Source organism: Chloroflexota bacterium (assembly GCA_011322445.1).
Taxonomy (GTDB): domain Bacteria; phylum Chloroflexota; class Anaerolineae; order Anaerolineales; family DRMV01; genus DRMV01.
Genome location: DRMV01000036.1, coordinates 13,224 through 25,967 on the forward strand (window position 1 = coordinate 13,224; position 12,744 = coordinate 25,967).

Below are 12,744 nucleotides of genomic sequence, written 5' to 3' on the forward strand. Positions count from 1 at the left end.
GGGAATACCTCGGGAAAGGGTTACATGCCGGCCATATAGGCCAGGGCAACGGTGCCGGGGCCGACATGCGTGCCGACCACCGGGCTGACGTCGGAGACCAGGGCTTCCTCAGGGTGCAGCTGGGCGGAAGCCTGCGCCAGCAGCCAGCGGGCGTCGTCTTCGGCGTTGGCGTGCAGCGCGGCCAGGCGGATGGGATGGCCGCCTTGTTGCGCGCGTTCCACGGTGATTTCCACCAAACGCGCCAGGGCTTTGCGGCGGGTGCGGATTTTTTCCAGCGGCTGCACCAGGCCGTCGCGAACTTCCAGAAGGGGTTTGATGCGCAGCGCGGTGCCAAACCAGCGGCTTGCCCCGCCGATGCGCCCGCCACGGTGCAGGAATTCCAGGGTGTTGACGGTGAGCACCACGCCGGTGTGCTGCTGGGCCTGCTCGGCAACGGCTTTGCATTCGGCGAGGGATGCTCCCTGTTCGGCGGCTCGCGCCGCGGCCAGCACGTGGAAGCCCAGTTCCATCGCCGTGGTGTGTGAGTCGACGACCTCGACTTCGCCGTTGGCGATGGCCTGGCGCGCTTGCATGGCGGCCTGGTAAGTGCCGGAAAGTTTGGAGGAAATGACCACGGCCAGGACATCGTAGCCGCTTTCTACCAGTTCGCTGAAGATTTGCACGAAAGACATGACCGCAGGCTGTGTGCTTTGAGGCAGGATCTTGGCGGTCGCCAGGCGCTGGTAGAACTCGGTAGGGGTAATGTCCACGCCGTCTTGAAAGGATTCGTCGCCCCAAATCAAGATCTGGGGGGCAACGCGAATGTGGTGGCGTTCCAGCAGGTCTTTGGGGATGTAAGCGGTGCTATCTGTGACCAGTGCGACAGGGCGGGGCATAAGGCGTTCCTCCACAAGAAGGCTGTAAACAGAAACCCCTTGACAGGGGGAAAGTTGCGCTGTGCAGGGGGTGGAATGGGGTATTTGCAGGTATAATAGAAGCGCATGAGGGGCCCTTTTTCAGGAGATGAAACCCGATGCCTCAAGCATGGATTACCCCCAACCTGGCTTACCTGTTGCTGATGAGCGGCACGGTGGTGTTGATTTTGGCCCTCATCACGCCCGGCACGGGGATGTTGGAGCTCAGTGCGCTCTTTTTGCTGCTGGCAGCGGGCTATACGGCCACGCAGTTGGCGGTCAATGCCTGGGCGGTGGCCGTTTGGATTGTGGGCATCGTTTTCTTCGGGCTTTCGCTGCGACGCGGCCGGCGCGAGGGGGTGTGGCTGGCGCTGGCACTGCTGGCGATGATGGTGGGGTCGGTGTTCATTTTCCGCACGCCTGATGGCGGCAGCGCGGTTTCTCCCTGGCTGGCGGTGACGGTCTCGTTGCTGGTGGGGGGCTCAGGTTGGTTGGTTGCCCGCAAGGTGTTGGAAGCCGAAACCCGCCCGCCGGTGCATGATCTGGAACGCTTGATTGGTCAAGTGGGGGAAGCCCGCACCGACATCGCGCCGGAGGGTTCGGTGTACCTCGATGGGGAAATGTGGACGGCGCGCAGTGAGCAGCCGATTCCTGCGGGCACGCGGGTTCGCGTGCTTTCCCGAGAAGGGTTGATTTTAGAGGTCGAGCCGTGGCATGAAGAAAACCCCTTGGGTAAAGAGTGCGGCACCTGAGAGAGGTGCCCGAAGCCACGGCAATGAAGTGTTCGTTTCCTGCTTGTTTTGTTCAAAAGGAGGTGTGCTATGTTCTATCTTCCCGTAATGGCTGGGGACACGGCCGTAGGTTTCACCCTTTTGTGCTTTGTGGGCGTGGTGCTCCTGTTCTTGTTTTGGCTGGTCACCAGCGCCATCAAAATTGTGCCCGAATACAAGCGGCTGGTGGTCTTCCGCCTGGGGCGGGTGGTCGGCGCTAAAGGCCCGGGCCTTGTGCTGCTGATTCCCTTCGTCGATCGCGGCGTGTGGGTTGACCTGCGCGAACAGGTGCGGGAAATCCCCCATCAGACGTGCATTACCAAAGACAACGCGGCCATCGCGGTGGACTTCATCTGGTACTACAAAGTGCTGGACGCCGAGCAGAGCGTGATTCAGGTGGGTAACTTTGAGGCCGCCGCCCAGGGCATGGCGACCACCACGCTGCGCGCCGTCATCGGCGGCATTTTGTTAGACGATGTGCTTTCCGAGCGGGAACACATCAACAACATGCTGCGCGCCCGCCTGGACGAGGTGACCGAGCGCTGGGGCGTGAAGGTCACGAATGTGGAAATCCGCGAGATCGTGCCGCCCAAGAAGATTCAGGAAGCCATGGACCGCCAGATGTCGGCCGAGCGCGAGCGCCGCGCCGTGGTGACGGAATCGCAGGGCAAGCGGGAAGCCGCCATCAACGTCGCCGAAGGTGAGAAGCAGGCTGCCATTCTGCGGGCGGAAGGCGAGAAGCAGTCGGCCATCCTCAAGGCCGAGGGCGAGAAGCAGGCCCAACTGTTGCGGGCGGAAGGCTTTGCCGCGGCCCTGAAGCGCATTTACAGCGTGGCGCAGGAAGTCGACCCCAAGACCATGACGCTGCAATACTTCGAGACCCTCAAGAGCATGGGCTCCAGCCCCTCCACTAAGTTCATCTTCCCGATGGAATTCACCGGTCTGATGAGCGATTTCATGAGGTTGCGGCAAGAGGGTGAAGCGAGCGAGCAGCGCAAGCAAGAGTAATCTGTTGGCCGACCTGCTGCCGCCGCCTTACCGGCTGGAAGTTGCTACGTGGCGCGACCTGGGGGCGCTCCAGCGGCTGGAAAAGGTGTGCTTTCCCACCGATGCCTGGCCGCTGGTGGAACTGCTGGGCGTGCTGATGTGGCCCGGCGTGGTGCGCTACAAGGTGACGGACGGGGAAGGCGAGATGGTCGGCTTTGCCGCCGGGCAGGAAATCGAAGGCGCCGGATGGATTGTGACGATTGCCGTCCATCCGGCGCATCGGCGGCGCGGCCTGGGGCGGGTGCTGCTGGAAGCCTGCGAAGCGTCCCTGCCCCAGCCCGTGCTGCGCCTCGCGGTGCGGGCTTCCAACCGCCCCGCACAAACCCTCTACCGCTTGGCGGGCTATCAGATCGTCAACCGCTGGCCGCGGTATTACGTCGACGGGGAAGATGCGCTGATTATGGAAAAACAACGGGGGTGAGATGTTCAGGCAGCATCCGCCGGGGGGCGTTTGCCTAAAATCGCGTCGGTCATGCGCGCCACCTGCACCATGAAGGCCACATCGTGCACGCGCACAATGTCGGCCCCGCGGACAATGCCCACTGCCACCGCCGCGGCAGTGCCCGCGAGGCGCTCTTCCGGCGGCAGGTTCAGCGTGTAGCCGATGAACGACTTGCGCGACACGCCCAACAGCAGGGGGAAGCCGAGGGCGCGAATCTCATCCAGGCGGTTCACCAGTTCTAAATTTTGTTCCACCGTCTTGCCGAAGCCGATACCGGGGTCGAGGATGATGCGCTCGTCGGGAATGCCCGCCTGCCGCGCCAAGGCCACGCTTTCCAGCAGTTCGGCCTTCACCTCGGCGAGCAAATCGGTGTAAGCCACGCCCACATAACGCCCGCCGAGGTGTTCCCGCACTTCGGCGTTTTGCGGCGTGCTGCGGTTGTGCATCAGCACCGCCCACGCGTCGTGGCGGGCAATCACTTCGGCCATGTGGGGGTCGGCGCGCAGCCCCCAGACGTCGTTGACCATGCCCGCGCCGGCTTCCAGCGCGGCCTCGGCCACCGTGGCTTTGTAAGTATCTACCGAAATCAGCACGTTGGGGAACTCGGCGGCCAGCGCCCGCACCACGGGCACCACACGGGCGGCTTCCTCTTCGGCGGAAACCGGCTGCGCGCCCGGGCGGGTGCTTTCCCCGCCGACGTCCAGAATGTCCGCGCCCGCGGCGACGAACTCGCGTGCTTGAGCGAGGGCGGCCTGCACCGCGTCGCCGCGCGCTAACAGGCCGTCGCCCGAAAAACTGTCGGGGGTGACGTTGAGGATGCCCATGATGCAGGTGCGGGTTTGGCAGGGGAAGGGGGGCATGGGGAGGCTCCGGGTTTCGGGATGCGGGATGTGGGGTTCGTTACATGGTCGGCTGGTTGCCGGGTTGCCTGGTGCATTCTCAAGCAGAATTTTGGGAATTCAGAAGAGGCAATTAGACTCTATCCGGGAAATATCGTCGTGATGTCATTGCGAGCCCCGAAGGGGCGAAGCAATCTCCGCCCCTCCGCAGGGGGGATTGCTTCGGGCGCAAAGCACCCTCGCAATGACACAAATCAGCGTGCTTTGTGCACCAACACTGAAGCGGGAGGCCCCGCGGAATGCCATTCCGCACTACGGCTCGCCAAATTTAACTCGACCCGCCTTCGGTGGGGAACGCTGGGGGGCTATGCCCCCCAGACCGTTCGGCTGAGCTCACGGCGAAGCCCCCCAATTCAGAGTTTCAGAGTACAGAGTTTCAGAGTCCAGAGTGCATGGGGGCGACCACCACCCGAAAACCGCCGTCCCAGAGCCCGTTGAGCGGGTCGTACCAGAGGCGGACGGCGGCACGGGCGCCCCCGCGACCGCTGAAGAAGGAGCCGCCGCGCAGAACACGGGCCATATCACCAGGGGCTTCCAGGTTCTCGCGCCCGTCTTGTGGGTCATACGGATATTCCTTGAACAAACTGCGCGTCCATTCCCAGACGTTGCCGCTCATATCGGCGCAGCCGTAGGGCGAATCGCCCTGCGGGGAAAACTGCCCCACAGGGGTTGTATCCCCAATGCCCGCTTCTCCTGAGTTGCACAACCCCTCCCGCCATTCGTTCCCCCACGGCCACTCGTTGCCGAATTCGTCGCGGGCGGCCTTCTCCCATTCGGCTTCCGAGGGCAGGGCGAAGCGGTAGCCCTCCGGCAGGTCGACGGCGAAGGTCTCGTTCAGCCACCGGATATACGCCAGCGCATTGTACCAGGAAACATAGACAACAGGATGTTTTTCTTTGTCTTTTGGAAATTCATGTTCGGGCTTGAAGCGAGCAAAATCGGCGTTGGTGACCGGAAAACGGCCTATGTAGTAGTCGTAGTCCAGGTTCAGGGTGTGCTGGGGGCACTCGTTACTCTCTGCCAACACATTATCTTCCGTGCTGCCCATCAAAAACGGGCCTTTGGGCACCCGCACAAAGGGCATGCCGGCAAAGGTCAGGCCGCGGGCGGCTTTGCCTTCTGCCATACCTTTCCCTGTGCCGCGACGCGCCCCGCCTGTGATGCGCGGCGGTTTGGCTTCTTCGCCCGCCGCGGCGGCTTCCCCTGCCGCGGGCTGCGGCAAAGCCGAGAGGTGCACCAAAGCATCCAGCATCTCAGCATTGAAAGCCTCTGTAAAGACCGCATCGCGCAGCACGCGCCGGAAGCGCCAGTCGTCGTATTCACCAAACTGGCGGTTCAGGCGGTCGCGGTCTTCGTCGTCTTCCCAGGCTTCCCGCGCCCAGCGCAGGGCTTCCTGCACGAACTTGAAACGCAGGGCGGGGTCATCCAGCCGCTCGCGCACCCGGTGCACGAAAGCCGCCGGCGCCACCCGCAGCAGCACCTGCCAAGTGTTGAAGTCCTGCCGCGTGAAGCCTTCCTCTTTGCCGCTGCTTTGCAGCATGGCCCAGGCCAGGTTGAGGTCGTTGACAAAGGTCTTCACCTTGCGGGGGTTGAGGGCGGCGCCGGTCACCAGCAGCCGCCAGGTGTCGCCTAAGGCCTCTTCCGCCGCGGGGTAGGCGCGGATGAGGTCTTGCATGGTATCGGGCGTGGCGGGCGGCAGGTGGAAGCGCAACTGGATGATTTTTCCTAGGTAGTCGCGCGCTTCCCCTTCGCTGACCCCGGCCTGGGCATACTGCTTTGCCACCGCCTGCTGCAGCACATCGGCATCGGCGCCGAGGTAGAACACACAGCCCTCTTTATCCAGAAAGAGTTTGACGGCTTCCAGCACCTGAATCATTTTGGAAGGCAGGCAGCGGTCCAAATCGTCAATGAAAACCACCAGCAGGCCGTTTTTGGGGTCAATGCGCCGCGCCAGCGGGTCGCGGTGCACCCAGGCAGCCAGCAGGCGGTCAAAGGCCTCATCAAACAAATCCAAAATGGCGGTTTTCTGCGCCAGCGGGGGCTGCTGCGGGGTGCCGGTGCTGAGTTGCAGCCCGGCGTCGCCCAGTTTGAGGGAAAACCAGCCCAGGACGGTGTTCACCACATCGCGGCGGGGGTAGGTGGGGTCAAAGACTTTGGCCGCGGCTTTGGAAAACCAGTCATCGGCGGCCATTTCCTGCAAAATGCGCCGGATGAGCGCCACCAGCAGGGCGTCTTCGTCGTTGTACTTCCAGGCGTTGAACCACACCGTGCGGCAGGGGCGGAAGACCTTTTCGGGCGTTTCACCCGAGGCGGCAATTTCCATCAGGTCGGGTTTGGAATGGTCGTAGAGCACGGTGGTTTCGTCCAGCAGGCGTTTGATGCGCCGCAGGAGGGTGGTTTTGCCGCTGCCCCACGGCCCGCTGATGCCGATGGTGAGGGGCGTGGGGGTGCGGCGGTCGGCGGCCAGCCGCGCCAGGGTTATGGCGAAATCGTCAAAGTTGAACAGCGCCTCGTCGTCGTTCCTCAACGGCCAGTCGTGCAGGATGTTGGGCGTGACTTTGCGTTTTTTGGTCATGCGGTCTCCCCAAGGCAGGAAAACATGGCCTGGATGACGCGGATGAGCACGGGTTTTTGCAGATGCAGGATGCAGGATGCAAGCCGCATCCCGTATCCCGCACCCCGCGTATCCCGTATCCGATTATCGCGCCAGGGCGCAGGGTTTGCAAGGGCGTTACTCCGCTTCACCCGCCGCCGCGGCTTCCCCAAGCACGGCCTCGGCCAGCGCGGCGCACACTTCGCTGGCCTTGCCCTGCAGGAAGATGTCGGTCACGGTGGCGGTGTAGTTGGAAGGGGCAATGTTGACCTCAATAATCGTCGCGCCGTGCTCTTTCGCCACGGTGGGCAGCATTGCCGCGGGGTAAATTTCGCCCGTGGTGCCCACCACCAGCCAGACGTCGGCGCGGCGGGTTTCTTCCCACGCAGCCTGCTGCGCCGCCGCGGGGATGGCTTCCCCAAAGAAAACGAAATCGGGCTTCAGCAGGCCGCCGCAGCGGGGGCATTTCGGGGGCAGTTCCCGCAGCAGGTCGGGGCGGGCTTCCAGCCGGTGGCCGCAGGCGGTGCAGGTCAGCCAGCGGCTGGTGCCGTGGTATTCGATCACCCGGCGGCTGCCGGCTTCCTGGTGCAGGTTGTCGATGTTTTGGGTAATCACGCCGTGCAGGAAACCGGCGGCTTCCAGGCGGGCGCAGGCCTGGTGCGCCGGGTTGGGCTGCGCCTGGCCGAAGAAGTCGTAGAAGATTTCCTTGATGACCGCCCACGATTCGGCAGGGTGGGCAAAGAAGTAGTTCAGGTCAAGCACGGTGGGGTCGTAGCGGCTCCACAGGCCGTTGGGGCCGCGGAAGGGAGGAATGCCGCTTTCCACCGAGATGCCCGCGCCGGTAAAGGCCACTGCCCGCCGGGCGCGGCGGAGGGTTTCGGCGGCGTGGAGGAGAAGTTCGGGGTTTGTGGACATGGCAGGTTGTGAATTATGAATGGCGAGTTATGAATTGCGATTGGCGAGGCAGGGAGTTAGGGCGTTAGGGGGTTAGGAAGAGTAGGAAGAACCGCCAGGCACCTCGGGGCCCCACTACCCCAATACCCTAATACCCTAATTCCCCAACAACCAACCAATTGACCAAGTAACCAACCAACCCCTCACCCACCCTCCCCATGATTCTCCCTCACATACGCCCGCAGGTAGCGCCCGGTGTACGAGGCTTCCACCTGACAGATTTGCTCAGGCGTGCCCTCGGCAACGATTTCGCCGCCGCGGTCGCCGCCTTCGGGGCCGAGGTCAATGATCCAGTCGGCGACTTTGATGAGGTCAAGGTTGTGCTCAATCACCACCACCGTGTTGCCCGCTTCCACCAAGCGCTGAAGCACCTCAATCAGTTTGTGCACATCCGCAGCGTGCAGGCCTACGGTGGGCTCGTCCAGCACGTAGAGGGTGTGCCCCGTGGGGCGCTTGGAAAGTTCCCGCGCCAGTTTGACGCGCTGGGCTTCGCCGCCAGAAAGGGTGGGCGCAGGCTGGCCGATGCGGATGTAGCCCAGGCCCACGTCGGCCAAAGTCTGCAACTTGCGCATCATCGCAGGGAAGGCGGCAAACACCTCCATCGCCTGCTCCACGGTCATATCCAGCACGTCGGCGATGCTGTAGCCCTTGAAGCGCACCTGCAGGGTTTCACGGTTGAAGCGCGCCCCGTGGCACACTTCGCACGGCACATACACATCGGGCAGGAATTGCATTTCAATGCGCAGTTGCCCCTGCCCCTGACACGCCTCGCACCGCCCGCCCTTGACGTTGAACGAAAACCGCCCGGGCTTGTAGCCGCGGATTTTGCTTTCCGGCAGTTGGGCAAAAAGTTGGCGGATGTGGTCAAACAGGCCGGTGTAGGTGCCGGGGTTGGAACGCGGCGTGCGCCCGATGGGCGATTGGTCAATGTTGATGACTTTGTCCAGATGCTCTAAGCCCACGATGCGGTCGTGCTTGCCGGGGTGGGTGCGGGCTTTGTTAAGATGGCGGGCGAGGGATTTGTAGAGCACTTCCACCACTAAGGAAGACTTACCCGAGCCGGAAACGCCGGTGACGAGCACCAGTTTGCCCAGGGGGATGCGCACGGTGATATTTTTGAGGTTGTTTTCCCGCGCTCCCACGATGGTGAGGAAGTCGCCCGTGCCCGCGCGGCGCTTTTCGGGCAGGGGCACCTGCAGCCGGCCCGAAAGGTACGCGCCGGTGAGGGAATTGGGGTTGGCGATGACCTCCTCCACCGTGCCCTCGGCGACCACCTGCCCGCCGTGTTCGCCCGCGCCGGGGCCGAGATCCACCACCCAATCGGCGGCGCGGATGGTTTCGGGGTCGTGCTCCACCACCAGCACGGTGTTGCCGAGGTCGCGCAAGCCCTTCAGGGTGCGCAGCAGGCGGTCGGTGTCGCGCGGGTGCAAGCCGATGGAAGGCTCGTCCAGCACGTAGAGCACGCCGGTCAGCCGCGAGCCGATTTGCGTGGCTAAGCGGATGCGCTGCGCCTCGCCGCCGGAAAGGGTGTTTGCGGCGCGGTCAAGGGTGAGGTATTCCAGCCCAACGTCCACCATGAAGCCTAAGCGGGCTTCCAGTTCGCGGAGGATGCGGCGGGCGATGGCGTATTGGCGGGGGGTGAGGGGTGTGGATCTCTCCCCACCCCCTGCCCCCCTCCCCTCCCTTACTAAGGGAGGGGAGGGGGAAGCCGCCGCAGGTGGCGGGGGAGGGGTGAGATCCAGCGCACGGGCAATTTTCGCTTTGGCTTCTTCAAAGCGCTCCATGACCTCGCTGTTGGGCAGGCGAAGCACTCGCAAGCCGTAGCCTTCCAGCACGGCGTCACGCTCGGCGTCGTAGGCTTTGCCTTCTTCGGTAAAATGCGGCTCACCGTCAACTTCAATGACCAACTTCGCTTTGGGGATGTAAAAATCCACAATGTAGTGGTCAATCGGGCGCTGGCGCAAAACGCGCTGGGGAAGTTCGCGCAGATAAGCCCATAACTTCTTCTCGGCGGGTGTCATGTGAGCGCGCAGTTCGCGGGCGCGTTCGGTCAGTTTAGGGTTGTAGGGCAAATGAAAGCCAGTGGTTACAAGACCGCGCTCTTGGGCAATGTGCTTGAGGTCGGGGGGAATCTCTTTCCACCCCCCAGCCGCCTCCTTTTCTTTGCCAAGGGGAGGTTGAGCCTCGCGAAGAGAGGATCTCTCCCCACCCCCTGCCCCCCTCCCCTCCCTTACTAAGGGAGGGGAGGGGGGAGCCGCCGTAGGCGGCGGGGGAGGGGTGAGATCACCCTCCAGCCACTTCACCCATTGTAGTGTCCTACTCACCGCCCACGACGTCACCTCCACGATGTTCACGCCCGCGACGGTGACGGCAAGGGCTTCGGGGCGCAGGCGCGCGCCGTGGCACGCGAGGCAGGGCTTTTTGCTCATGAAACTTTCAATGCGCGCCCGCATGTGCTCCGAAGTGGTTTCCCGGTAGCGGCGTTCCAGGTTGTTGACCACGCCCTCGAACGCGGTGTACCAGCGCGCCTGACTGCGCCGCCCCCGGTACTGCACTGCCACTTTCTTCCCTTTCGTGCCGTAGAGGATGATGTCCAAATGCTCCTTGGGCAGATCCTTGACCGGCTTGTGCAGGTCAATGCTGTAGGCTTTGGCCACCGAAACCAGCGTCTGCCAGTAATAACCGCTGCGCTCGGCGTGGGGCGTCCACTCTTTGGCGGCAATCGCACCCTCAGCGAGGGAAAGCGACGGGTCGGGAATGAGCAATTCGGTGTCAATTTTTTGGGTGAAACCCAAGCCCTGACACACCGGGCACGCGCCGTAGGGCGTGTTGAAGGAAAACAGCCGCGGCTCCAACTCCGGCACGCTGACGCCGTGCTCCGGGCAGGCTAAATGCTCCGAAAAGAACAAATCCTCGCCTTCGTCGCCCTCGGCGTCGCGGGAAGGCAGGCGGTGGACGGTGAGGTAGCCGTCGCCGAACTTGAGCGCGGTTTCCACCGAATCGGTCAGGCGGGCGAGAAAATCGGCTTCCTCTTGCGGGTCGGCGGGCGTGCGGATGACCAGGCGGTCTACCACAGCCTCAATGGTGTGCTGTTTGTAGCGATCAAGGCTGATTTCGTCGGTTTCCAGGTCGTAAACCACGCCGTCCACGCGGGCGCGGGTAAAGCCCGACTTGCGGATTTCTTCCAGCACGTTCTGGTGGGTGCCTTTGCGGCCGCGCACCACCGGCGCGAGGATGAGCACGCGGCTGCCTTCGGGCAGGCGGCGGATGGCGTCCACGATTTCCTGCGCCGACTGGCGGGTGACTTCCCGCCCGCAGATGGGGCAGTGGGGTGTGCCTGCGCGGGCAAACAGCAGGCGCAGGTAGTCGTAAATTTCGGTCACGGTGCCCACGGTGGAGCGGGGGTTGTGGGAAGCGCCCTTCTGGTCAATGGAAACCGCAGGCGAAAGCCCCTCAATGGCGTCCACATCGGGCTTGTCCATCCGCCCCAAAAACTGGCGGGCGTAGGCGGAAAGGGATTCTACATAGCGGCGCTGGCCTTCCGCGAAGATGGTGTCGAAGGCCAGCGACGACTTGCCGGAACCCGACAGACCGGTGATGACCACCAGTTTTTCGCGGGGCATTTCGACGGTGAGGTTTTTCAGGTTGTGGACGCGGGCGCCGATGACTTTGAGGGTTTTCATAGGGAAGTCGCGTAGTTGGGGAAGTCGTTTAGTCGTTTAGTCAGCAAGTTTGTCAACAAAACCCACCACGGTTTCCAAAACCTGCCGGTGCAGGGTGAGGGTGCCGGCGAGGTCGGCGGGATTTTCCAGGCTGTGGTCGCCCCGGGGCAGCAGCAGGCCGCGGGCGTTGGGGTTGGCTTCCACGGCCTGCCAGCCTTCGGGGTGGTGGGCCGGGTCGGCTTCGCTGGCGACGAACAGGGCGGGACGGTCGGCGTAGCGGGCAGCCTTTTGCACCGCGGGGAAGGCCAGCAGCGGCGTGAACCAGATGGAAGCCGCCATGTCGGCCAGGCCGCCCATGCCCCACAGCGCCCCCATGGTCAGCGTGCCGATGGATTTGCCCACCAGCACGACCTGCTTCACGCCGGCCCGCCGACGCACGGCCTGCAGCGCGGCTTCGGCATCGGCCAGCAGCCATTGCAGGCGGGTCTGCGGCTCGGCTTCCTGGAAATCGGAGCGGCTGTAATCCACCCACGCGGCCGCAACGGCCACGCCGCGCTGGGTGAGCGCCTGCGCGGTGTAGTAGAGCAGGGGCTTGTCGGGGGTGTAGCGCAGGCCGGGCAAAATCAGCGCCGCGATGGGCTTGCGCACCGCGGGCGCGGGGATCCGCCAGCGGAGGGGGAAGGTTTCTCCCTGCCAGCCGGTGATGGTTTCGGTGGCAAAATCAAGGTTGCTCATGGGAGCCTCCTGGTGTTCGAGGTAGACGGCACTTCCCGATGATAACACAAACGGGAGGTTGGTGGGATGGAGGGACGGCTGGAGATTTTTGAAGAAGGCTTGACAAACGGCGCTTTGTGTTGTACTATACTTTGTAGTGCAGAGAACTTTGCAATATTTGTGAGGAGGTGTGCAATGACAACAATTCAATCTGAAGAAGCCCAGGAAGCCCTGCGGATGGTGCGCGAAACACAACGGCAGATGCGCCGCATGATTGCCGCAGGTGGTGCGGCATACTATCTTTGGTTGTGGGGGGCTATCTGGATGCTGGGGTTCGGCGTGGAATATTTTCTGGGCGCTGGAAGCCCTACGGTGGGATGGGTATGGACAGGTCTGGATACGCTGGGCTTTGTGCTTTCCATGGCCATCGGCTGGCATTTCGCCCGACGGCTGCGCTCGCCGCGTGGCACCAGCATGGGGCTTTTCTGGGCAGCCTGGTTGGTATATGGGGCGCTCATCATCTATTTTGCGCAACCGCAAGATGCCAATCGCCTGACCCTGCTAATTGCTTTGTTTGTCATGCTGGCTTATGTGATCACCGGCGTGCTATACCGTAGTAGATTCTTTGTAAGTCTGGGCATTGCCCTCACGGTGTTGACCCTTGTGGGGTTTGTGTTTTTCCCTGGAGCGTTTAGCCTGTGGATGGCCGTGGTGGGCGGTGGTGGCCTGATACTGGCGGGGGTGTATATCTGGTGGGCGTGGAGGTGACC

The 12,744-nt window shown here is 63.0% G+C and carries 10 protein-coding genes; 4 read left to right on the forward strand and 6 right to left on the reverse strand.

The features are described 5' to 3' along the window. Positions 1-20 precede the first annotated feature (20 nt). The gene (locus ENJ54_07180) at positions 21-875 is read right to left on the reverse strand and encodes a DegV family protein (protein HFC09611.1); all 855 of its coding nucleotides are present in this window, start codon (positions 873-875) and stop codon (positions 21-23) included. A gap of 137 nt (positions 876-1,012) precedes the next feature. Here ENJ54_07180 and ENJ54_07185 point away from each other — a divergent pair, with 137 nt between their 5' ends. The 3 genes from ENJ54_07185 (at position 1,013) to ENJ54_07195 (ending at position 3,131) form a co-directional block, all read left to right on the forward strand. Next, positions 1,013-1,645: a hypothetical protein gene (locus ENJ54_07185; protein HFC09612.1), complete on the forward strand. Its 633-nt coding sequence runs from the start codon at positions 1,013-1,015 to the stop codon at positions 1,643-1,645. An 87-nt stretch (positions 1,646-1,732) separates the two neighbouring features. Next, complete coding sequence (locus tag ENJ54_07190; GenBank protein HFC09613.1) at positions 1,733-2,671, forward strand: SPFH/Band 7/PHB domain protein; 939 nt, start codon at positions 1,733-1,735, stop codon at positions 2,669-2,671. A 4-nt stretch (positions 2,672-2,675) separates the two neighbouring features. Continuing rightward, the gene (locus ENJ54_07195) at positions 2,676-3,131 is read left to right on the forward strand and encodes a GNAT family N-acetyltransferase (protein ID HFC09614.1); all 456 of its coding nucleotides are present in this window, start codon (positions 2,676-2,678) and stop codon (positions 3,129-3,131) included. A gap of 5 nt (positions 3,132-3,136) precedes the next feature. Here ENJ54_07195 and folP read toward each other — a convergent pair whose 3' ends face one another. The 5 genes from folP to ENJ54_07220 form a co-directional block, all read right to left on the reverse strand. Beyond that, a complete protein-coding gene (gene folP / locus ENJ54_07200) occupies positions 3,137-4,012 on the reverse strand; it encodes a dihydropteroate synthase (protein HFC09615.1) in 876 nt (291 codons plus the stop codon). Between the two features lie 415 nt (positions 4,013-4,427). Beyond that, positions 4,428-6,626, reverse strand: a complete 2,199-nt coding sequence (locus ENJ54_07205; GenBank protein HFC09616.1) for a hypothetical protein — start codon at positions 6,624-6,626, stop codon at positions 4,428-4,430. Between the two features lie 156 nt (positions 6,627-6,782). Continuing rightward, on the reverse strand, positions 6,783-7,559 hold the full coding sequence (locus tag ENJ54_07210; protein ID HFC09617.1) for an NAD-dependent deacylase: 777 nt from the start codon (positions 7,557-7,559) through the stop codon (positions 6,783-6,785). Between the two features lie 182 nt (positions 7,560-7,741). Then, positions 7,742-9,382, reverse strand: coding sequence for an excinuclease ABC subunit A (gene uvrA, locus ENJ54_07215; GenBank protein HFC09618.1), 1,641 nt, complete (start codon positions 9,380-9,382; stop codon positions 7,742-7,744). 1,935 nt (positions 9,383-11,317) lie between these two features. Beyond that, positions 11,318-11,995, reverse strand: a complete 678-nt coding sequence (locus ENJ54_07220; GenBank protein ID HFC09619.1) for a hypothetical protein — start codon at positions 11,993-11,995, stop codon at positions 11,318-11,320. Between the two features lie 174 nt (positions 11,996-12,169). Between ENJ54_07220 and ENJ54_07225 the strand changes: the two genes are divergently transcribed. Continuing rightward, entirely contained in the window at positions 12,170-12,742 is a 573-nt protein-coding gene (locus ENJ54_07225; GenBank protein ID HFC09620.1) for a hypothetical protein, read from the forward strand. The last annotated feature ends 2 nt before the right edge of the window (positions 12,743-12,744 follow it).

Excerpts from the sequence above, each read along its gene's own strand:
- ENJ54_07180 (HFC09611.1), bottom strand. The coding sequence starts at position 875 with ATGCCCCGCCCTGTCGCACTGGTCACAGATAGCACCGCTTACATCCCC.
- ENJ54_07205 (HFC09616.1), bottom strand. The coding sequence starts at position 6,626 with ATGACCAAAAAACGCAAAGTCACGCCCAACATCCTGCACGACTGGCCG.
- ENJ54_07210 (HFC09617.1), bottom strand. The coding sequence starts at position 7,559 with ATGTCCACAAACCCCGAACTTCTCCTCCACGCCGCCGAAACCCTCCGC.
- folP (HFC09615.1), bottom strand. The coding sequence starts at position 4,012 with ATGCCCCCCTTCCCCTGCCAAACCCGCACCTGCATCATGGGCATCCTC.
- ENJ54_07185 (HFC09612.1), top strand. The coding sequence starts at position 1,013 with ATGCCTCAAGCATGGATTACCCCCAACCTGGCTTACCTGTTGCTGATG.
- ENJ54_07190 (HFC09613.1), top strand. The coding sequence starts at position 1,733 with ATGGCTGGGGACACGGCCGTAGGTTTCACCCTTTTGTGCTTTGTGGGC.
- uvrA (HFC09618.1), bottom strand. The coding sequence starts at position 9,382 with ATGGAGCGCTTTGAAGAAGCCAAAGCGAAAATTGCCCGTGCGCTGGAT.
- ENJ54_07220 (HFC09619.1), bottom strand. The coding sequence starts at position 11,995 with ATGAGCAACCTTGATTTTGCCACCGAAACCATCACCGGCTGGCAGGGA.
- ENJ54_07225 (HFC09620.1), top strand. The coding sequence starts at position 12,170 with ATGACAACAATTCAATCTGAAGAAGCCCAGGAAGCCCTGCGGATGGTG.